Raw genomic sequence first — 19,416 nt, 5'->3', positions numbered from 1 at the left:
GCTTTCAGAAATGGAATAGGCGGCAGAGCGATAAGGCAGGAGGGTGCGGCGAACAAGACGGCACCCTCCTGCCATATGGAAACCATAGGTTCTCGGAACTTCAGAAGGTAAAATCAGGCATTGTGGCAGGACGGCACCTTGAAAAGTGGAGGAATCGCTACCAAGGATTTCCGGAAAGCCGCGTGATATGCGGTCTGGAGATTCCGAGAGGATACGACCTCCAGAGGGAGGGGCCTTCCGCGGAGAGGGCCCTGTGCCCATGATAGATTGGATGCCCGCCTAAAGGGTGGGATGCCTACCCAGAGGGGGGATACCTGCCCAGAGGGTGGGATATCCGCCAAAGGGTGGATGCCCACCAAAGGCGGGATGTCTGCCAAGGGGGGATGCCCGCTATAGCCGGGCGGAGAGGGACAGAACATGAAGATATTTGTGACAGGAGTGAGGGGACAGCTGGGCCACGATGTGGTGAAGGAGCTGGAGAAGCGCGGCATCGAGGCCGTGGGCGTGGATATTCAGGAGATGGACATAACCGACGGGGGCAGCGTGGAAAAAGTCATCAAGGCGGCGGCCCCGGACAAGGTGATCCACTGCGCCGCCTACACGGCGGTGGATGCGGCGGAGGACAATGAAGAGGCCTGCCGCAAGGTGAACGCGGACGGCCCCCGCAACATCGCCAGGGTGTGCAGGGAGCTGGACATCCCCATGCTCTACATCAGCTCGGACTACGTGTTCGACGGCAAGGGCAGTGCGGGATGGAAGCCGGATGACGTCTGTAATCCGCAGAGCGTATACGGATTGACGAAATATGAGGGAGAGCTTGCGGTGAAGGAGCTCCTGGACAAGTATTTCATCGTCCGCATCACATGGACCTTCGGCGTCAACGGCAAGAATTTCGTGAAGACCATGCTGAACCTGTCCAAGAACCACGACACCATCCGGGTGGTGAACGACCAGTTCGGATCCCCCTCCTACACCTACGACCTGGCGAAGCTCCTGGTGGACATGGTGCTCACGGACAGATACGGCATCTACCACGCCACCAATGAGGGCATCGCATCCTGGTATGATTTCGCCTGCGCCATCTTCAGGGAGGCGGGCATCGAGATGAACGTGGTGCCCGTGACCACGGAGGAGTACGGGGCGAAGGCAAAGCGCCCGGCCAACAGCCGGATGGACAAGGAGAAGCTGGTGGAGAACGGATTCCACCGTCTGCCCACCTGGCAGGACGCGCTGGCAAGGTATATCAAAGCCCTGCAGGAGGCCGGCTTCTTCGAGGAGGCTGGAATCGCCCGACAGAGCTGAGCGCCATGACCCAACAGCCTGCCGCCCCGGGCCGTCTGCGGACAAGGCGGCTGGCTGTCGGCTGCCCCGGGGCATGTAAGGAGACGCAGAGTGAAGCATTTCATACACACCTTCAGATTCCAGATTCTGTCCCTGTTCCTGCTGATCAGCATCCCTGCCGTGGGGCTGTCCCTGGCGGCCAGCCGCGCCAACCTGGAGGAAGCCAGGAAGCAGGTGCTGACGGCGAAGCAGACAGGCATGAATATTTTGGTGGAGCAGTACGACACCAGCCTGGAAGGGGTGAAGAATTATCTCCAGCTATTGCTGTACAAGGACAATTCCTACGCCGCGCTGTGGCGGGAGGCCACGGATACCCGGTATCAGCAGGCCAGAGTCTGGCTGAATGACGAGCTGTCCAATCTGATGAGCTACTTCCCGCTGGTGTCCGGCTTCTATGTCTACATTCCCCACAATGAAGATATCTATATGTCGAAGAGAAAGGACCAGATATCCATCGATGCCCAGGAATATCTGCAGACCCGGATTCCGCTGGACAAGCCTTACCTGGAGCCCTGCGTGGTGGAGTGCGGGGAGGGGAAGTACCTGATCTGCGGCTATCGGAACGCTTACCTGGAGATCGGATTCCTGATTTGCCTGGACGGGCTGCGGGAGCAGCTCGACATGGGGCTGGGCGAGGGAGATATGCTGGCGCTGGTGCTGGAAGGGGACAGGCAGGTGGCTTTGAGCGGGGAGGGATTTGGGGACGGGCGCGGGCTTACCATGGTGGAGGAGGGATTCTCCGTGATTCCCGTGAAGCTGCGGCTCTATTTTCCCGAGGGCGCCATGCGCAGCGGGGTCTCCCTCAGGGCGAAGGCCTTCCTGTTCATGACGGCCTTGCTGGCGGCATTCATCCCGGTGTTCCTGATCGCCATCAAGAAATGGTTCCTGGTGCCCATGCGGAAGGTCTCCTCCGCCATGCAGGAGATCCTGGACGGCAATATCGAGTACAGGATTCAGGAATTCTCCCATACCAGGGAGTTCTCCAATATCGAGCAGGCCTTCAACCATATGCTGGACTACAGCCAGGACCTGAAGATAGAGGCCTATGAGCTGAAGCTGGAGAAGGAGAAGGACGAGCTGATCAACCTGAAGCTCCAGATCAATCCCCATCTGCTGTTGAATTCCCTCAGCGTGATCAACAGCCTGGCCTTCAACGGCAAGACCGAGGAAATCAGGGATTTCTCCTACAACCTGTCGAAATATTTCCGGTACGCCCTGCGCAATACCTCGGAATCCGTCACGGTGCGTTCGGAGATCGAGTTCGTGAAGACTTACAGCCAGGTACAGAGAGTGCGGCATCCGGACGCCTTCTTCGTCATGTTCGATGTGGAGGAGGAGCTGATGGAAGAGCGGATACCGCCCCTGATGATACAGAATTTCGTGGAAAACAGTACGAAATATGCATTAAAGCCGGACGAGGAGATAGAGATATTCGTCATACTGCGCAGAGAGGGGGAGATGCTGCGCATCGCCGTATGCGACGATGGCAGGGGGATGGAGCCGGAGCTGGTGCGGAAGATCATGGCCGGGGAGATCATCGAGGACAGCCGGGGACAGCATGTGGGGATCTGGAACTGCGTCAAGAGGCTGCGCAGCTTCTACGGGGACAGGGCGGATTTCCGCATCACCTCCCGGAAGGGGGAGGGGACCCAGGTCTGGATGGAATTCCCGCGGATCGTGTAGAGGGGAAAGAGGAATGAATCTACTGATTGTTGAGGATGAAAAAGAGATCCTGAACGGCATCATGGCCGGAGTCTGCTGGGAGGATATCGGGATCGACACCGTCTGCCAGGCCACCTCCCTGGAGAAGGCCCTGCAGCAGTTCGACCTGACCAGGATAGACATAGTGCTCTGCGACATCGAGCTGCCGGACGGGTCCGGGCTGGACTTTCTGGAATGGGTGAAGGAAAAGCAGCCCTCCACGGTGAGCATGATCATGACCTGCCATGAGGAGTTTGACTACGCGAAAAGGGCAGTGTCGCTGGGATGCAAGGATTTCATCGTGAAACCGATTATCTATGGGCAGTTGGAGGAGAAGCTCTTAGGCGTCTGCCGGGAGATTGCGGAGAGCCAGGAGAAGGACAGATACCAGGCCTTCGGCAGGGAGTGGATGAAGCAGATTTCCGGAGAACAGGAAAGCCCCCTCTCCACCGTGAACAAAAAGGAGCTGATCGGCCAGGTGAAGTCCTACATCACCGCCCATCTGAAGGAGGACCTGCGCATGGAGCAGATGGCCAAACGGTTCTGCATCTCCGCGGATTACCTTTCGAAGCTGTTCAAGCGGGAGGAGGGGATAGGGATAGGGGACTATATCGTGGAGGAGCGTATGTTCCTGGCCGGGGAGCTGATGAAGGCAGGGGGAGCGTCCGTCTCCAGGATCGCCTACGAGTGCGGCTATGACAACTACAGCTACTTCACCAAGGTCTTCAAGAAGAGATATGGGATGACGCCCCGGGAGTTCATGCAGAAGGAGGCGAGGGCGGAGAATGGCAATTTGTCGGATTGAACGGCAGATTGCCATTTTTGTCCGGATAATTTCTATTATTTTTTGTGAAAATGTATATAATAAAGTTACCGTACTAATTGCGGTGGCTTTTTTGTCAGATTGTTTTTGCCAACGGAGGGAAGGGACGAGGATGAAGAAGAAAAAGAAGAGAAACTGGAGGAACGCCCTGCCGATCTACTGCATGATGCTTCCGGGAATCATCTACCTGTGCGTCAACAATTACGCGCCCATGTTCGGGCTGGTGATCGCCTTCAAGAAGATCAACTGGAACAAGGGCATCCTGGGGAGCGACTGGGCGGGCTTTGCCAATTTCCGGTATCTGTTCGCCTCCTCCGAGGCCCTGAACATGACCAAGAACACGGTGCTGTACAACCTGGCCTTCATCGTGGTGGGGACGGTGGTGTCCATCACGGTGGCCATCCTGCTCAATGAGATCACGTCCAAGTTCTCCAGCAGGCTGTACCAGACCTTGATCCTGCTCCCTTACATGATTTCCTGGGTCATCGTCAGCTACCTGGTGTTCGCCTTCCTCAGCGCCGAGACCGGCATGGTGAATCAGGGCATCCTGGCGCCTCTGGGCAGGGAACCGATTGTATGGTATCAGGAGAAGAGGTACTGGCCCTTCCTGCTGGTGCTGGCCTATCTGTGGAAGAGCGTGGGCTTCTCCATGGTCATCTACCTGTCCAGCATCGTGGGGATCAGCAAAGAATACTATGAGGCGGCCAGGATCGACGGGGCCGGGAAGTGGAAGCAGATCAGGTTCATCACGCTGCCGCTGCTGAAGTCCACGGTGATCACGCTGCTGATCATGAACATCGGGAGCATCTTCTATTCCGATTTCGGGCTTTTCTACCAGGTGCCCAGGAACTCGGGGGCGCTGTACGATGTGACCCAGACCATCGATACATATGTGTACAATGCGCTGATGCAGCAGGGCAATATCTCGCTGTCCTCGGCGGCGGGCTTCTACCAGTCCATCGTGGGCTTCGCGCTGGTGCTGGCGGCCAATGCAATCGTGCGCAGATACAGCAGAGAGAGCGCATTATTCTAGGGGGAGGAGAGCTATGACAGGAAAAGACGATAAAAGGATACGACTGATTGCGAACATAGTGCTGACTATTCTGAGCCTGGCAGCGGTGCTGCCCTTTATCCTGCTGATATCCTCCTCCCTGACGGACGAGAAGGCGGCGGTGGTATCGGGCTTCCGGTTCCTTCCGCCGGTGTTCAGCATGGAGGCCTACCAGTACATCATGCAGCAGAGCGACATGATCTTCCGGGCCTATGGGATCACCATCTTTACCACGCTGGTGGGGACGGCTGTGGGACTGGCTGTCACGTCCCTGCTGGGCTACGGGCTCACCAAGGACATCCCGGGGAAGGGATTCTTCAACTTTTTCGTAGTGTTCACCATGCTGTTCAACGGCGGGCTGGTGCCCACTTATCTGATCTATACCAAGTATCTGCACATCGCGGACACCATCTGGGCCCTGATCGTGCCCTCCCTGCTGGTGAACGCTTTCCAGGTGATGCTGGTGCGGAACTACTTTGCCACCAGCATACCGGAATCCCTGCTTGAGAGCGCCAAGCTGGACGGGGCCGGCGAGATGTCGATCTTCCGGCTGATCGTGCTGCCCCTGTCCAAGCCCATTTTGGCCACAGTGGGGCTGATGATGGCCCTGGCCTACTGGAACAACTGGACCAACGGGCTGTACTATCTCAACGACCCGGCGCTGTACTCCATCCAGAACGTGCTCAATGCCATCAACAACAATATCGCGGCGCTGACATCTATGGCAGGCAGTGGACTTTATATCAATAAATCGGACATCCCTACCCTGACGGCGCGGATGGCCATCGCGGTGCTGGGGGTGCTGCCCATGCTGATCATCTATCCCTTCTTCCAGCGGTATTTCGTGAAAGGGATCACGCTGGGGGCGGTGAAGGGCTGACGGCCGGCTCCCATGGGACAGGATAAATGGCTTCCCGGAAAGCTGTACATACTGTATACTGTATCCTTTCCGGAGAAGCGGTTTATAAATAGCAACAGTGGTGAGGTTCAATAAGGAGGAAAGTATGAGAAAAAGATTGCTGACTAAGATTTTGGCAGTGGCCATGAGCGCCGCGCTGCTGACAGCCTGCGGGTCGCCGGACAATGGGGGGAGCACAGGCAGCCAGGGGAGTTCCCAGGCGGAATCCTCCGCGCAGGAATCCGGGGATTCCCAGGAGGGAGGCCAGGAGGAAGGAAGCGCTGAGCAGCAGCCCGCCGCTTCCGGAGACGCCGTCACCGTAAGGATGACATACATCACCGGCGGCGTGGAACCGGACGGGCTGGACAGGGTGGAGGCGGCCCTGAACGAGCAGACCCTGGCCAAGATCGGCTGTAACATAGAGCTGGTGCCCGTGGCCCATGCGGACGAGGCTGCCACCTACAACAAGTGGTTTGCCTCGGGGGAGGACGTGGACATCATCTGCACGGTGTTCCAGGACTACCTGGCCATGATAAACGCGGGGGGATTCCAGCCCCTGGACGATCTGATCGCCGAGTTCGGAAAGGATATGCTGGAAAAGGACAAGGACAAATCCTTCCTGGGAGCGGGTAGGTATAAGGGACAGCTCTACGGCATCCCCACCATCCCCTCTGCCCCCGGAAACGGCGGCGCGCTGTACATGCGCAAGGACGTGTTCGACCAGTTGGATACCACAGGCATGGACGTGGAGGGATATATCGGATATGAGGAGCTGGACAGCCTGCTGTCCCAGATCCATGAGAAGTTCCCCGAGTATACCGCCCTGGGCGTGTCCGGAAAGGACAGGAGCAAATCCAATTTCTTCTTCGTAAGGAATTATGACAATCTGGGTGTGGGCGAATCCAGCGGCGTGGTGGTGAACGCGCTGGAGGAGACCACCGTGGAGAACCTGTACGCCACGGAGGAGTACAGGGAATATCTGGACTGGATGCGGAAATGGTATCAGGCGGGCTATATCTCCAAGGACGCCGCCACCTCCGACGAGGCCGGGGACGACCTGTTCACGGCGGCCAAGGCTGCCACCTACATCGGCATGAGCACCCCCGGAACCAGGGAGAACACCGAGCTGGAGGCCGGAACGGAGGTTGTGCAGATTGACCTGTGCCCTACCTGGATGACTACGAATGTGTATACGGGCGTGCTGTTCTTCATCCCCACCAATGCGGCCAATCCCGAGAAGGCCATGGAAGTGCTGAACCTCCTGTTCACCGACGGCGAGTTCTCCAATGTGCTGGCCAACGGCGTAGAGGGAGAGGATTACACTGTCACCGACGCGGAGAACGGCGTGATCGAGTTCAACGGCAGCGCGGAGAAGAAGTACAGCAACATGTACGGCGTATGGGGCGACGGGGCCCAGTGGTTCATCAGCCCGCCTACAACCCCCGATATCTATCAGCAGCGCAAGGACTATCTGGCCGAGACCGTTGCCCACACCTCCAAGGTGTACGGCTATAAGTTCGATGCCAGCAGCGTGGAGACAGAGCAGTCCACAGTGAAGAATGTCATCGCCAAGTACCTGACCCAGCTGGAGTACGGCACCGTGGACGTGGACACCGTGCTCCCCGAGTTCCTGAAGGACCTGGAGAACGCAGGCATGAACAAGATCATCGAGGAGAACCAGAGGCAGCTTAACGAGTGGCTGGCCGGGCAATAAGGAGAGGCTGTGGACGCCGGCTTCTGACATAAAGTGATAAAGGCTATTGTTGTGTAGAAATGATATGCAACAGTAGCCTTTATTTTAGTGGCCTACATAGAGGGGATTTATCATAAATATATTGACATATGATTCTACAAGATGTAATATGAAAATACTACAACTTGTAGAACAGAAAGCGACAAGTGAAAAGCAAAACTATATGTACAGGTTATACAGTCTGGTTTCATGGCAAGTGAAACCGTTAAGCAGTATAAGTTATCGGAAAGTCATATATGGGGGGCGACTATGAAGCCAAAGACTTTGAAAATTCTTTTATTGATTCAGTCCATTGCAATGGTATTAGCCTTGGGGTGGCTTTGCTTAGAGTTTATAATAAGTAGTGAGAGAACAACATTAATATGTGAAAATTCGCCGGATGGGGCTTATACGTTACTCGTTCACAAAAGTTCAAAGATTCTTTTATTTCATCCGATTGACCATATTCAGGTGGTGCTTAGTGATAATGATTCTGTAGGTTATAAAGCGTTCGATGTTGATATTTCTGATTTTGCCAGATGTGAGATTGAATGGGAGGAAGATGGTGTCCGGATAGTTTTGCATGGGCAAGAAGCTCTATACTATACTTTACCATTTAGAGTAGAAACGGAACAATAATGGATTATGTATTGTGAGGGAATGTATATGAAGACTAAAACTTTGAAAATCTTGCTTGTTGTTGAATTTGTGATAACAGTATTCGTTTTATATATCTTACTTTCTGCTTTTAGGGAGGGCTGGGGGACGAGATGTTCCGTGAGTTTTCACCGGATGGGAAATATGAGCTGGTCATAGAAGGAAAAACTGCTCCAAATGGGCTTTATTCCGCGGTTTCCTTTTTTAAAGTGAAGCTCTGCGAGAACAAAGCCGAAAATCCTTATATTGTCTGGTTCCGTGCACAGATTTCCGATGAAGGCGGCCCTCCGAAATATGAGGCTGAATGGATGGAGGACGGTGTCAGGATAAATTTGTATGGCAGGAGGCTTGTAAGCTACGAATATATTTTACCGTTCAAGACGGCAGAGGATGCAGAGAGGCCTCGGCAATGACTGGTCTATAAGAAGTTCTAAAGACATTTCAGGTTTGTCCACTGAAGCCCGATTAGAGGCTGTATGAATTTCCGCAGAGTCCCTGTCCCTGACCAGGGACTCAGAAACTATTGATGGTTTTCTTTATTGACATATGATTCTACAAGATGTAATATAAAAACACTACAACTTGTAGGACAGGAGGCGGCAGCATGGGCGAATTGAGAATGGGGACGGCAGAAGCGAGATTTGCGGATATAATCTGGGACAATGAGCCGATTTCATCAGGAGACCTTGCGAAGCTGGCAGACAGGGAATTCAAATGGAAGAAGACAACCTCGTTTACGGTATTGAAGAGGCTGTGCGAGAGGGGGCTTTTCCAGAACCAGAACGGGACGGTCACTTCCCTGGTATCCAGAAAGGAGTTCTACGCGCGACATAGCCAGCAGTATGTGGAGGAGGCGTTCGGCGGCTCCCTGCCTGCTTTCCTGGCAGCGTTCGGCACCAGGAAGAAGCTTTCGGAGCAGGAGATTGAGGAGATTCAGGGCATTATCGATTCCATGAGGGGGTAGGCATATGCTGGAGCAGATTTTCCTGAAGGTGCTGGATATGAGCCGGACGGCCGGCATGATTATCGTGGTGGTATGCATTGCGCGCATTTTCCTGAGACGGTTCCCCAAGTGCATCTCCTATATGCTCTGGAGCGTCGTCCTGTTCAGGCTCCTCTGCCCGGCCACCTTAGAGCTTGGAATCAGCCTGGTTCCGAGCCTAGAGCCTGTGCTCTATGAGTATGCAGCGGAAAAAGAAGGGGCCCCGGCGGAACAGGCAGACAAGGCAGCCGTGGCCGATACGGGCAGTAGGGCAAAGGAGAGCCAGGGAAAGGCGGAAGGGCAGGAAAAACAGGAAAAGTCCGGATCCGGACCGACAGCTCCCATGGAATCCCTGCCAGAGAGAGATGCCAGGGCCGCGGAGCCTTCCTGGCAGGAGATGTTCCTCTTATATGGAAAATATGTGTGGATATCCGGGGCAGGCATCATGCTCCTGTATTTTCTGGTATCCACTGCCAGAATCCGCAGCAGGGTAGCGGCATCCATTCCCCTGAAGGAGAATATCTATATCGTAGACGGAAGGATGTCCCCTTTCGTCATGGGCATCATAAGGCCCAAAATATACCTGCCGGAGGGCCTAAGCGGGAAGGAGCAGGAATACATCGTCCTGCATGAAAGGCTCCATATCAGGCGGCTGGACCATATCGTCAGGCCCGTGGCCTTCGCCGCGCTGTGCGTGCATTGGTTCAACCCGCTGGTATGGGCAGCGTTCGTCCTTTCCGGCAGGGACATGGAGATGAGCTGCGACGAGGCGGTTGTGAAAAGGTTGGGGGAAGGCATCCGGGCGGACTATTCCGCGTCCCTGCTGGCCCTTTCCGCACAGCGCCCCGCCATCCGGGGGATTCCGGTGGACTTCGGGGAAGGGGACACAAAGGGCAGGATCAGGAACCTGGCATCCTTCAGGAAGACCGGGAAGGGCGCATTAGCGGTGCTGGCTGCCGGGGCCGTCATCCTTATCGTATGCCTGGCAACGACCCATAAGACGCTGGTTCCGGACACGGGCGATTCGGAGGCCGGAACAGAGGTGGCTGCAAACAGGGGGATGCAGGACGGACCTGAAGCAGATGGGACGGAACCGGCCGGGACCGGGGCTGATGCCCCCGAATCTGAGGGGCCGGACGGATTAGAATCGGACGCGCCAGAGCCTGACAGGCCCGAACCCGGTAAGCCCGATGAGCCGGAGGCCCCAGAGCCGCTGAACGTCTCCCTGGACATCAGGGAGCACTATGCCACGCATAAGGCAGGTCCGCATAACCTCTTTTATATTGATGGGGACAATGTGCTATGGGGGAACGGGGGGAATGAGTACGGGCAATTGGGGCAGAGGACGCAGGGCTATGAGTTCCATGATGAAATGGTGAAGATTGCGGAGGGGGCCGTCCATGTAGACTATTCCCAGAATGGGTTCGCCATTTTCCTGACGGAGGACCATAAGCTCTACGGCATGGGGAATGCCGGGTGCGGGGCCCTGCAGCAGTACGAGGAATTCGACTGGGGGCGATATACGAACGGAGAACATTATACAGTGACAGAGCCGATTCTCCTTATGGAGGATGTGGCCTATGCATGCTGCGGCAGGACGGACGTTGTGTGTCTGACAACGGATGGGACGGTCTGGACTTGGGGAACCGTTTATTTTGAGGGCGCCTATTATTCGATGAATGTCTATTATTTGCAAAATCCCAAAAAGATTTTAGAAGACGCGGTGCTGGTCACCGGAGGCTGGTTCAACCATGCGGCATTGCTTCGGGACGGGACAGTCTGGACCTGGGGGTACAACATGTCCGGGAATTGCGGTGTTGAGGACCCGGCCCCAATCGGCGAGCCGACGATGGTGGCGGAGGATGTGGTCATGGTGTGGACAGACCTTGAAGTGGGCTATGACTTAGAGCCAGGCACAGAAGATGCGGTAATGACCTGGCTGGGAAAACAGAAATATAATATGGAATATGACGGCATGGCAGAATCTGAGGGTGTCTTTCCAAGACATTTTAATAATACAGTGATTCAGAAGTCGGACGGCTCATATTGGGCATGCGGCGAGGACGTGGGTACGGAAGAGAAGTCGGTGCGCGGCCAGGAGGCGTACTATACTGTTATCTGCACGCATGAGTTCCAGCCATGCAATTAGCCTGGCGGCAGGGCGGAGATGCGGGAAGGGATTGAGGTGGTGAGATGGATAAACGGACAGGAGCTACATGTATACTGATATTGCTGCTTTTAGGATGCATCGTATTATTGAAGAGGAATGACGCAGGGAACCATGAGAATCCATTCCCCATATCAGTCATTGGCGGAGAGCTGCTCATGAGTTCAAGGGAGGGATTCGATTCTGTTACGATATACAGGATGGGGGATTTATTGGTCATCAATGCGGAATCGGATGCGGAATTTTTTGATGGCGCGCAGTTTACGGTGGAGCCTGAGGGGGAGATAGGGCCTGAGGATATTGAAGTCATATGGACGACCCTGGGCGGCAGAATCAGAAGAGAGGATGAGGGGGCAGAGGATCATGACTTTATTATCGCGGAGATTAAAATCACAGAGAATGGCGAACTGATATTCGACACCAAGGTCAATTTTGCGAAAAAGGCTTTTGAAGCAATTGATGAGTTTCTCCAAAGGAATGAGTAAAAATATTATCGAGCCCTTTTGTTGTTTCTGCGAAAAGTTTTATACTGCAGACCGCTAGGATTTGCAGTGGTGTCTTCGGGAAAGCGCTTGGCTGGCGGTCTGCAGTCGGGTTGCATTGCAAATTTAGCCGATGCGCAGTATAAATGGCAGATTGTTTGTGCTCGAAGATAGGCTGGGGAAAGAGGACCTACAGGAGTTGGCGGATCAGAAAGGGATTTTTTTCGGATGTTTGCCAAGCACAAGGGAACATGCTATACTGGAACGGTGGTAGATGTCCGGCTCCATCTGCGGCCATTGACCAGTATGGAACGGAAAAATCGCGATGACCAAGGAGGAAGCAAAGTATGAGCAGAAAGTGGAAGAAGTTCGGGGAACTGACAAGAAAGTGCTACATGGACCTGGCAGGGCTGGAGAAGAGCCTTAACTGCTGGGACGAGGCATTCGAAGCCTTGAAGGAGGCAGTGGCCGCGGAGAGAAGGGAAGAGCCGGAATACGCGGCGGAGCTGTATGCGCTGGACGAGGAGACGGATTACGAATATGACGTACAGGGATGGCTGGAGGATTACCTGGACGATCTGGACATGCGGGAGAGCAAGGAGAAGCTGCTGGAGGTATGCGATGAACTGATCGGGCTCTTTCGCTGGGAGGAGGAGAAGCCGTCAGACATCAGATTCCTGAAGGTTTCGGCATTGAAGAGCCTGGACAGGGCGGAGGAGGCGGTGGCATTTTGCGAAAAGTGGCTGGATCAGGAGCCGGACGATTATGTGGCGGTGGCAGCGGGGATTTATGCATTCCTTGAGATCCGGAATATGGAGGCGGCGGAAGGGCTGATACGGCAGCATATCCATGAGGACACGGAATGCACGGATGAAAACGATATCCTGTTTACGGCGGCGGCTACCTATTATAAGGCGGCGGGAAAGAAGGAGGAAGAGAAGCGCATCCAGAAGGCCCTGGACGAGTATGAGGAACAGTTGGAAGAGCTGTTTGCCGGATTTGACGGAGAGGACGACGAGCTGGAGTTTTTCTAGGAGGGAGCGCAGGGATGAGGGACATGCGGATCGGGCTGTGCGATGATTCGCCAGGGGACCAGGCGGCAGCCCTGGAGGTGCTGGAAAAGCTGGGCCTGCAGGCGGATGTGTTCGGCACGGGGGAGGCCCTGCAGGCGGCTTTCTGGAAGCAGCCCTACGACCTGGTGCTGCTGGACATCGAGATGCCGGGGACCGGAGGCTACGAACTGGCCCTTGTATTGAAAAAACAATATGAAGCATGCGAAATCGTGTTCATCACCGAACACATGGAGCTGGTGCTGGAGGCCTTCCGGTTCAAGCCCGCGGCCTTCGTGCCGAAGGGGCAGTTGGCGGAGGAGCTGCCCAGGGCTTTGAGGCGGATTCTGGAAAAGGGCAGGGAGAATCCTGTCTTCGTCACCCGGAAAAAGAACCGGGACAGAATCGTGGAGCTGAACCAGGTGGTGTACCTGAAATATATATACGACCATGAGGTGCAGTTTACCCTGAAGGACGGCAGCAGCTTCTCCGAGACCGGCTCCATGAAGCAGTTCGAGGCGGAGCTGTCTCCCAAAGGGTTCCTAAGAATCTACAGCAACTGCATGGTGAACGCCCTGTACATCGTCCGGATGGAGCGGGAGGCGGTAGTATTGGCAAGCGGCGAGCAGCTTGCGGTGGCCAGGGAGCGGAGAGAGGGCGTGCGGAAGGCTTATATGGAGTATTTGATGAAATGTTAGAGGGAATCGTGGCGGCGGGATTTCATTGTTGCTTTTTCGGCACCGGCAGGGGCTGGCTGCGGGCGGGGACAGGAACCGCGGCACTGGCCCTGGGCGGGTTCTTTCTGCCGGGGATACGGCCTGCCGTTCCTTTGTTGACGGCCCTGTGGATTATGCTGACAGGATTTTGGCTCCATGAGGGGCGGCGGGAGGAGGGTTTCCTGGCAGGGGGCCTCTGGCTCATGGCGCTGGCTCTGGCAGAGGGCCTGGGGGCTGGGCTGGGCCTGGCAGGGCTCCTGGCCGGAAGGGAGACAGAGCTGGCGGCAGGGCTGGCAGCGCAGATGCCGACAGGGGAAATGGGCGCAGGGAATCCCGCCGCGGCAGGTCTGCGGATATGGATGATGCGCGGGGAACCGCTTGGGAGTATTGGGGAAAGCGCGTATTTCCCGGGAGAAGCGCAGGCGGCATTGGCCGCGGCCCTTATCCTGATGGCGGCGCTGCATCTGCTGGGCAGGGGAGGGCTGCATCCTTTGTGGACGGCGGCGCTGACATTAATGTGGCTGCTTGCGGGATTCCTGGGCAGCATCGAGTACGCACGGCCCTGGCAGGACCGGGTGATGGGGCTGGCCCTGTATCTGACGGCCGGGGGACTGCTGGCCTGCCAGCAGGTTTTCTGCGCCAGGCAGGAGCTGGAGCGGGCCTTCTGGGCGAATGGCAGGGGCGAGTGGCCGGGGTATCCGGGAAGCGCGGGAAATCCCGGCGGCGCGGAGGAGCCGGAAAATCCGGAAGCGCCCGCGGCTGGCCCTCCGGAGAAAGCCGTCCGGAGCCTGGCGGGAAAGCGGCGGAAAAAGGGGGGAGATGCACCGGCCGCGGCGGCCGGTGCATCCTTCACGGGCGGAGCCCGGGACTGGCGGCAGGCGGCGGACAGGGAATTCCGCCGGATGCAGATATTTGAGCATGACTTCCGGCACCACCTGGATATGGTGGCGGCGCTGTACGAGGAGGGCGACCCGGCGGAGGCCAGGGCCTACCTGGAAGACTTGAAGCAGTCCAGGGTGAGCCGCCAGGGCCGCAGGATCGGCGGGGAGCGGGAGCTCTCCTATATCATGATGGCGAAAAGGGAGGCTTGCAGGGAGGCCGGGATTTCCTTTTCCTATCAGATCGTGGGCAGCCCCCGGGGCATCGCCCAGATGGACATGACGGCGCTCCTGCTGAACCTTCTGGACAATGCCATCCGGGCCTGCAGGGAAGCGCCCATGCCCCGGAGCATATCCGTGATGCTCCTTGCCAGGGGGGAGCTTTGGGAGATCGAGATGACCAATTCCGGGAACTATCGGCCCGGACAGGAGCCGGGCAGCAGCCCCGGGAAGGAAGGGGACGGAGCCGTCCACGGCCTGGGCCTGGTGAGCGTGGGGCAGATCGTGGAAAAGTACCAGGGGAGCAGCAGGCTGTGGCAGGAGGATGGCCAGGTGCGGCAGAAGGTGATCCTGGTGCAGCGGAATGCGGAATAAAGAGAAAAACCGACGGAAAAAGGAGAAGTGGTTGCAAAGGCCCTTCTCCTTTTGTATGATTTATACTGACGATCGCCAAAATCGAGAAAAGAATTTTGGAGGCATGACAATGTTGTTTCAAAATATCCGATATGTGTGCAGGCTCTATTTCCGCAGCACCCGTTCCATCTTCGCCTATCTTCTGATAAGCATGGCGGCCCTGCTGCTGGCCCCGCTCTTAAGCGTGTACCTGCCCAGGGTGGTGGTACAGGCCGTGACGGAGGGCTGGGCGTTCCCCAGGCTGGCGCTGTGGGTGGGGGCGCTGGCCCTCGGCATCGCGGTGCTGAACGTTCTTTCCACGGTCAGCGGCATGAAATACGGCGAAAAGGCCGGCATAGGCCGACTGGAGATCGGGTTGGCGCTGGAGGACGTGATGATGGCCTGCCCCTATGCCCTGACGGAGGATCCGGCGTGGCAGACGAAAATGGGGGAGGCGGGGGACTACATCTATTCCGACGGCAGGACAAGGGGCGTGGCCGGGATGGTATTCGGCCTGCGGGATTTCGGCATCAGCGCCATGGGCGTGTTCACCTTTTCCGCCATCCTGGGCATCCTGCATCCCGCGGTGCTGGCAATCCTGGTGCTCACCTGTGTGGTGCCGGGGATGATCGGCAACCGGCTGAGCCGCTATGCCTTCGGAAAGCGGGAGAACTGGCTGCCCTACGACAGACAGATTGATTATATCTACCGGAACGTCACTACGGCCCGAATGGGGAAGGATGTGCGCCTGTACAAGGCCGGAGGCTTTTTCCTGGAGAAGATGGAGGAGGCGGTCCGAAAGCGGCTGCTCTGGGCCCGGAAGATGCTGCGCCGCCAGTTGGGGGCGGACGGGGTCTCGGCTCTGATGCTGGTATTGCAGAACGGGTTCGCCCTGGGGTGGATTGCCGGTGAGATCGCCCGGGGGAAGATCGGCGTGGCGGATTTCACCTTCTACTCCGGCGCGGTGATCCAGTTCACCCAGTTCATGAACAGCTTCGTGCAGTCCTACGGCATCGTCAGGCAGTGCAGCCTGGACGTGGGGGCGGTGCGGGAGGCCCTGGCCTATCTGCCGGAGGGAGGGAGCGGCGCCGTCTGGAACCTGGCGGACCGTCCTGCCCCGGAGATCCGCTTCGAGCATGTGACCTTCGCCTACCCGGGCAGCGGGGAGCCTGTGCTGAGAGATATCGACTTCTGCGTCCGCCCCGGGGAGAAGCTGGCGCTGGTGGGGGCCAACGGCGCGGGGAAGACCACGCTGGTGAAGCTTTTGTGCGGGTTCTATCAGCCAACGGAAGGACGCATTTTGATAGACGGTGTGCCGACTTCAGAGAGGGAGGCTGGGGAGCTCTACGGCATGTTCTCCGCAGTGTTCCAGGATATGCTGGTGCTGCCCTTCACTTTGCTGGAGAACGTGGCGGTGGCGGGGGAGGCGGATGTGGAGCGGGTGCGGGAATGCCTGGAGAAGGCGGGACTGAGCGAGCGTTTTCCCGATTTGAACCAGCCCTTGGTGAAGGGAATCCAGGACGACGGGGAGAACCTCTCCGGCGGGGAGGAGCAGAAGCTCCTGCTGGCCAGGGCGCTGTACAAGGAGGCCCCGGTGCTGGTGCTGGACGAGCCCACGGCGGCGCTGGATCCTCTGGCGGAGAGCGAGCTGTACGGAAAGTACAATGCGTTCACCAAAGAGAAGACCTCCTTTTTCATCTCCCACCGGCTGGCCAGCACGGGATTCTGCGACAGGATCCTGCTGCTGGAGGAGGGGCGGATTCTGGAGCAGGGCTCCCACAGGGAGCTTCTGGCCCTGGGGGGCGTTTATGCCCGTATGTTCCATGAACAGAGCAAGTATTATCGGGAAAACACAGATGCGGAATCGGAATAAGAATCAGAATAAGAATGAGGACCGGAATAAGAATCGGAACAAGAACAGAAATAAGGACTGGAATAGGAGATTTTTGGGATGAAACGGATTAGGGACATACTGGCATTTTTCGGCAGGATGGACAGGGGATTCTATCCGATGCTGGTGGCCGCGGCGCTGCTGGAGACGTTGGAGGGGTTCGGCGTGCTGCTGATATCCTCCACCATATTGAACCTGCTGGTGGCGGGGGCCGGGCCGGAATCCATCCTGTCCGCCACCCTTGTCATGACAGGCGGCTACGGCGCCCTGCACTGGCTGCGGCTTTTGGCAGTCCGGCACAAGGACTACAGGCAGCAGCGCCTGCGCTACCGATACTGGTGCTTTGTGGTGGAACATGTGTTCCGGCTGCCCTATTGGTATCTGGAGAAAGAGGACTTCGTGGAGACCCTGGAGCAGATCTGGCAGAACGACCGGACCTATGACCTGACCATGGGCACCCTGAACCAGGCCTACGCCATGGTGAGGAGCGGCTTTTCCGTGCTGGTGGCCTGCGTCTCCTTTCTGCGCCTGTTCGGGGCGGTGCGGGGGCTGGGGGATTCGGCTTTCCTGGTGGGGATGCTGATTCTGGGGCTGTTCGTGCTGATCCTCCTGTCCACGGGATACATTGTCTGGCAGCGGAAGCGGAACGCCCAGGACATGGTGGGCTTCATGGAGGAAGTGGTGAAGCGGAACAAGGTGGCCATGTACCTGCTTGGCCAGGTGATAGCGAATTACCCCAAGGGCAAGCATATCCGGCTGTACGGCATGCAGGAGAAGCTGCGGCGGGAGCAGAGAAAGCAGACGGCCGGTTTCGGGCACCTGATCGCCCATCAGGGCCGGATGGAGCTGAAGCCCGGCCTTGCGGGGGACATTTCCTCCGTGGCCATCAGCGCTATGGTCTATCTGACGGTGAGCGCCATAGCCATGGCCGGAGGGCTGGGGGCGGGCAGCATCATCTGGTACGCCGGTGTGGTGCAGCAGCTTCTGGAATCGGTACGGCGGCTGATCGGGCTGGCCAGCGAGCTGTACGGAAACTGTACCAGGCAACAGGTCATCTTCGGCCTGACGGAGGCCGTAAAGGAGGCGGATTCCGGTGCGCGGGGCCTGCCGTCCGGGGAGGAGCACACGCTGGAGTTCAGGGACGTCTCCTTCGCCTATCCGGGGTCTGACCGGATGGTGCTGGAGCATGTGGATTTGCGGATTTCCGGCAGGGAGCGGGTGGCCCTGGTGGGGCCCAACGGCAGCGGCAAGTCCACCTTGATCAAGCTGATCTGCCGCCTGTACGAGCCTGTATCGGGGCGCATCCTGCTGGACGGGGTGGACATCCGGGAGATTTCCCGGGAGGCGTACACGGACTTCCTGTCTGTGGTGTTCCAGGATTACCAGATCTTCGCGGCCACTTTGGGGGAGAACATCGCCATGGAGGCAGGGGCGGACAGGGCGAGGGTTGAGAAGGCCATGGCGGAGATGGGCCTGCGGCTGAACGGACAGGATACGCCCCTGCGCCGCGACCTGGAGGAGGACGGCGTGGAGGTGTCCGGCGGGGAGGGACAGAAAATCGCCATCGCCCGTGCCCTGTACAAGGACGCGCCCATGGTGATCTTAGACGAGCCCACAGCCTCCCTGGATCCCCTCTCGGAGAGCGAAATCTACGGGAAATTCGGCAGGCTGGTGGAGGGGAAGATGGCCATGTTCATCTCCCACCGCCTGTCCAGCTGCCGGTTCTGCGACCGCATCCTGGTGCTCCGGGACGGCAGGATCGTCCAGGACGGAAGCCATGAGGCCCTGGCAGGGGAAGAGGGCGGGCTGTACCGGGAGATGTGGGAGGCCCAGAGGCAGTATTACAGGTAGAGCCCGCGGGCTCCTGCATGGGCTTGGCATGGGCCGTTCCATGTCCCACGGGATGGGAATGCCCGCGTCAGAGCGGTTCCCGCCCCAGGTACACTTCCGCAATGGTGGCGGCAGCCAGCCGGGAGCCTGCTTCGGAGGCATGCTGCCCGTCCGCCGCATAGAGCTCCGTCTCCGGGTGCTCTCTGTGGTATCTCCACCAGTTCTGCCCCACAGGGGCCACCTCGCAGCCGGTCTCCCGCTGAAGGGACAGGTAAGCCTGACTCATGGCGTCCTGTGCGGTCTCCCCGTCCTCTTTGGTGGTCCAGGTCATGTAGAGGATAGGCCTTGCGCCCGCCTCCCGGACCCAGTCGATCAGCTTCCTGCCGCACCGGGCCATGACATCCAGATCCCCCATGGGGTGGGCCGTGTGCTGCAGGATTACGGCATCGTAGCCGCCGTAGCGTATGTTGAACCGCACCTCCGGCTCCTCCAGGTGGAAATCCCATCCCCTGCCGCCGTGGGCCAGCATGGCCACTTCCACCTCCGCCTGGTTCTCCCGGCAGATTTCCGCGAACAGATGGGGCATGTCGTTGAAATAAGTATGGC

17 protein-coding genes are annotated in these 19,416 nt (G+C 57.6%); 16 read left to right on the top strand and 1 reads right to left on the bottom strand.

The window, feature by feature from the left end:
- Positions 1-417: 417 nt before the first annotated feature.
- From rfbD to Q2B33_RS12435, 16 genes are all read left to right on the top strand, one after another.
- Positions 418-1,302: a dTDP-4-dehydrorhamnose reductase gene (gene rfbD, locus Q2B33_RS12510; protein ID WP_300570132.1), complete on the top strand. Its 885-nt coding sequence runs from the start codon at positions 418-420 to the stop codon at positions 1,300-1,302.
- Positions 1,303-1,392: 90 nt separating this feature from the next.
- On the top strand, positions 1,393-3,024 hold the full coding sequence (locus tag Q2B33_RS12505) for a sensor histidine kinase (protein ID WP_300570129.1): 1,632 nt from the start codon (positions 1,393-1,395) through the stop codon (positions 3,022-3,024).
- 13 nt (positions 3,025-3,037) lie between these two features.
- On the top strand, positions 3,038-3,847 hold the full coding sequence (locus Q2B33_RS12500; protein WP_300570126.1) for a response regulator: 810 nt from the start codon (positions 3,038-3,040) through the stop codon (positions 3,845-3,847).
- Positions 3,848-3,977: 130 nt separating this feature from the next.
- The gene (locus tag Q2B33_RS12495) at positions 3,978-4,898 is read left to right on the top strand and encodes a sugar ABC transporter permease (protein WP_296459572.1); all 921 of its coding nucleotides are present in this window, start codon (positions 3,978-3,980) and stop codon (positions 4,896-4,898) included.
- A 13-nt stretch (positions 4,899-4,911) separates the two neighbouring features.
- Complete coding sequence (locus Q2B33_RS12490) at positions 4,912-5,796, top strand: carbohydrate ABC transporter permease (RefSeq protein ID WP_300570121.1); 885 nt, start codon at positions 4,912-4,914, stop codon at positions 5,794-5,796.
- Between the two features lie 124 nt (positions 5,797-5,920).
- Positions 5,921-7,528 carry an ABC transporter substrate-binding protein gene (locus tag Q2B33_RS12485; protein WP_300570118.1) on the top strand — a complete coding sequence of 536 codons (1,608 nt, stop codon included), beginning with the start codon at positions 5,921-5,923 and terminating at the stop codon, positions 7,526-7,528.
- A gap of 288 nt (positions 7,529-7,816) precedes the next feature.
- Positions 7,817-8,185: a hypothetical protein gene (locus tag Q2B33_RS12480; protein ID WP_300570115.1), complete on the top strand. Its 369-nt coding sequence runs from the start codon at positions 7,817-7,819 to the stop codon at positions 8,183-8,185.
- Between the two features lie 131 nt (positions 8,186-8,316).
- Positions 8,317-8,616 carry a hypothetical protein gene (locus Q2B33_RS12475; protein WP_300570112.1) on the top strand — a complete coding sequence of 100 codons (300 nt, stop codon included), beginning with the start codon at positions 8,317-8,319 and terminating at the stop codon, positions 8,614-8,616.
- Positions 8,617-8,807: 191 nt separating this feature from the next.
- Entirely contained in the window at positions 8,808-9,167 is a 360-nt protein-coding gene (locus tag Q2B33_RS12470) for a BlaI/MecI/CopY family transcriptional regulator (RefSeq protein ID WP_251208645.1), read from the top strand.
- Positions 9,168-9,171: 4 nt separating this feature from the next.
- Positions 9,172-11,334, top strand: a complete 2,163-nt coding sequence (locus tag Q2B33_RS12465; RefSeq protein WP_300570107.1) for a M56 family metallopeptidase — start codon at positions 9,172-9,174, stop codon at positions 11,332-11,334.
- A 176-nt stretch (positions 11,335-11,510) separates the two neighbouring features.
- On the top strand, positions 11,511-11,837 hold the full coding sequence (locus Q2B33_RS12460) for a hypothetical protein (protein ID WP_300799828.1): 327 nt from the start codon (positions 11,511-11,513) through the stop codon (positions 11,835-11,837).
- Between the two features lie 344 nt (positions 11,838-12,181).
- Positions 12,182-12,868, top strand: coding sequence for a hypothetical protein (locus Q2B33_RS12455; RefSeq protein ID WP_300570103.1), 687 nt, complete (start codon positions 12,182-12,184; stop codon positions 12,866-12,868).
- Between the two features lie 14 nt (positions 12,869-12,882).
- Positions 12,883-13,581, top strand: coding sequence for a LytTR family DNA-binding domain-containing protein (locus tag Q2B33_RS12450; protein WP_300570100.1), 699 nt, complete (start codon positions 12,883-12,885; stop codon positions 13,579-13,581).
- Positions 13,575-15,071 (top strand): sensor histidine kinase, encoded by a 1,497-nt coding sequence (locus Q2B33_RS12445; protein ID WP_300570097.1) that lies wholly within the window; start codon positions 13,575-13,577, stop codon positions 15,069-15,071. Before Q2B33_RS12450 ends, Q2B33_RS12445 begins: the two co-directional genes overlap by 7 nt.
- A 109-nt stretch (positions 15,072-15,180) precedes the next feature.
- Complete coding sequence (locus tag Q2B33_RS12440) at positions 15,181-16,962, top strand: ABC transporter ATP-binding protein (protein WP_300570094.1); 1,782 nt, start codon at positions 15,181-15,183, stop codon at positions 16,960-16,962.
- A gap of 78 nt (positions 16,963-17,040) precedes the next feature.
- Entirely contained in the window at positions 17,041-18,831 is a 1,791-nt protein-coding gene (locus Q2B33_RS12435; RefSeq protein ID WP_300570091.1) for an ABC transporter ATP-binding protein, read from the top strand.
- A 67-nt stretch (positions 18,832-18,898) separates the two neighbouring features.
- Here the strand turns inward: Q2B33_RS12435 and Q2B33_RS12430 are convergent.
- On the bottom strand, positions 18,899-19,416 hold a 518-nt coding region (locus Q2B33_RS12430; protein WP_300822858.1), incomplete at its 5' end, for a hypothetical protein.

This window comes from uncultured Acetatifactor sp. (genome assembly GCF_948601915.1).
In the GTDB taxonomy this organism is placed as follows: Bacteria; Bacillota; Clostridia; order Lachnospirales; family Lachnospiraceae; genus Acetatifactor.
The sequence above is the reverse complement of the archived record's forward strand: the minus strand, read 5'-3'. Positions and strand labels throughout refer to the sequence as shown.

What these genes read in the sequence shown, in the direction of transcription:
- Q2B33_RS12460 (WP_300799828.1), top strand. Translation starts at nt 11,511, where the DNA reads ATGAGTTCAAGGGAGGGATTCGATTCTGTTACGATATACAGGATGGGG.
- Q2B33_RS12440 (WP_300570094.1), top strand. Translation starts at nt 15,181, where the DNA reads ATGTTGTTTCAAAATATCCGATATGTGTGCAGGCTCTATTTCCGCAGC.
- Q2B33_RS12435 (WP_300570091.1), top strand. Translation starts at nt 17,041, where the DNA reads ATGAAACGGATTAGGGACATACTGGCATTTTTCGGCAGGATGGACAGG.
- Q2B33_RS12470 (WP_251208645.1), top strand. Translation starts at nt 8,808, where the DNA reads ATGGGCGAATTGAGAATGGGGACGGCAGAAGCGAGATTTGCGGATATA.
- Q2B33_RS12455 (WP_300570103.1), top strand. Translation starts at nt 12,182, where the DNA reads ATGAGCAGAAAGTGGAAGAAGTTCGGGGAACTGACAAGAAAGTGCTAC.
- Q2B33_RS12480 (WP_300570115.1), top strand. Translation starts at nt 7,817, where the DNA reads ATGAAGCCAAAGACTTTGAAAATTCTTTTATTGATTCAGTCCATTGCA.
- Q2B33_RS12465 (WP_300570107.1), top strand. Translation starts at nt 9,172, where the DNA reads ATGCTGGAGCAGATTTTCCTGAAGGTGCTGGATATGAGCCGGACGGCC.
- Q2B33_RS12500 (WP_300570126.1), top strand. Translation starts at nt 3,038, where the DNA reads ATGAATCTACTGATTGTTGAGGATGAAAAAGAGATCCTGAACGGCATC.
- Q2B33_RS12475 (WP_300570112.1), top strand. Translation starts at nt 8,317, where the DNA reads ATGTTCCGTGAGTTTTCACCGGATGGGAAATATGAGCTGGTCATAGAA.
- rfbD (WP_300570132.1), top strand. Translation starts at nt 418, where the DNA reads ATGAAGATATTTGTGACAGGAGTGAGGGGACAGCTGGGCCACGATGTG.
- Q2B33_RS12495 (WP_296459572.1), top strand. Translation starts at nt 3,978, where the DNA reads ATGAAGAAGAAAAAGAAGAGAAACTGGAGGAACGCCCTGCCGATCTAC.
- Q2B33_RS12490 (WP_300570121.1), top strand. Translation starts at nt 4,912, where the DNA reads ATGACAGGAAAAGACGATAAAAGGATACGACTGATTGCGAACATAGTG.
- Q2B33_RS12485 (WP_300570118.1), top strand. Translation starts at nt 5,921, where the DNA reads ATGAGAAAAAGATTGCTGACTAAGATTTTGGCAGTGGCCATGAGCGCC.
- Q2B33_RS12445 (WP_300570097.1), top strand. Translation starts at nt 13,575, where the DNA reads ATGTTAGAGGGAATCGTGGCGGCGGGATTTCATTGTTGCTTTTTCGGC.
- Q2B33_RS12450 (WP_300570100.1), top strand. Translation starts at nt 12,883, where the DNA reads ATGAGGGACATGCGGATCGGGCTGTGCGATGATTCGCCAGGGGACCAG.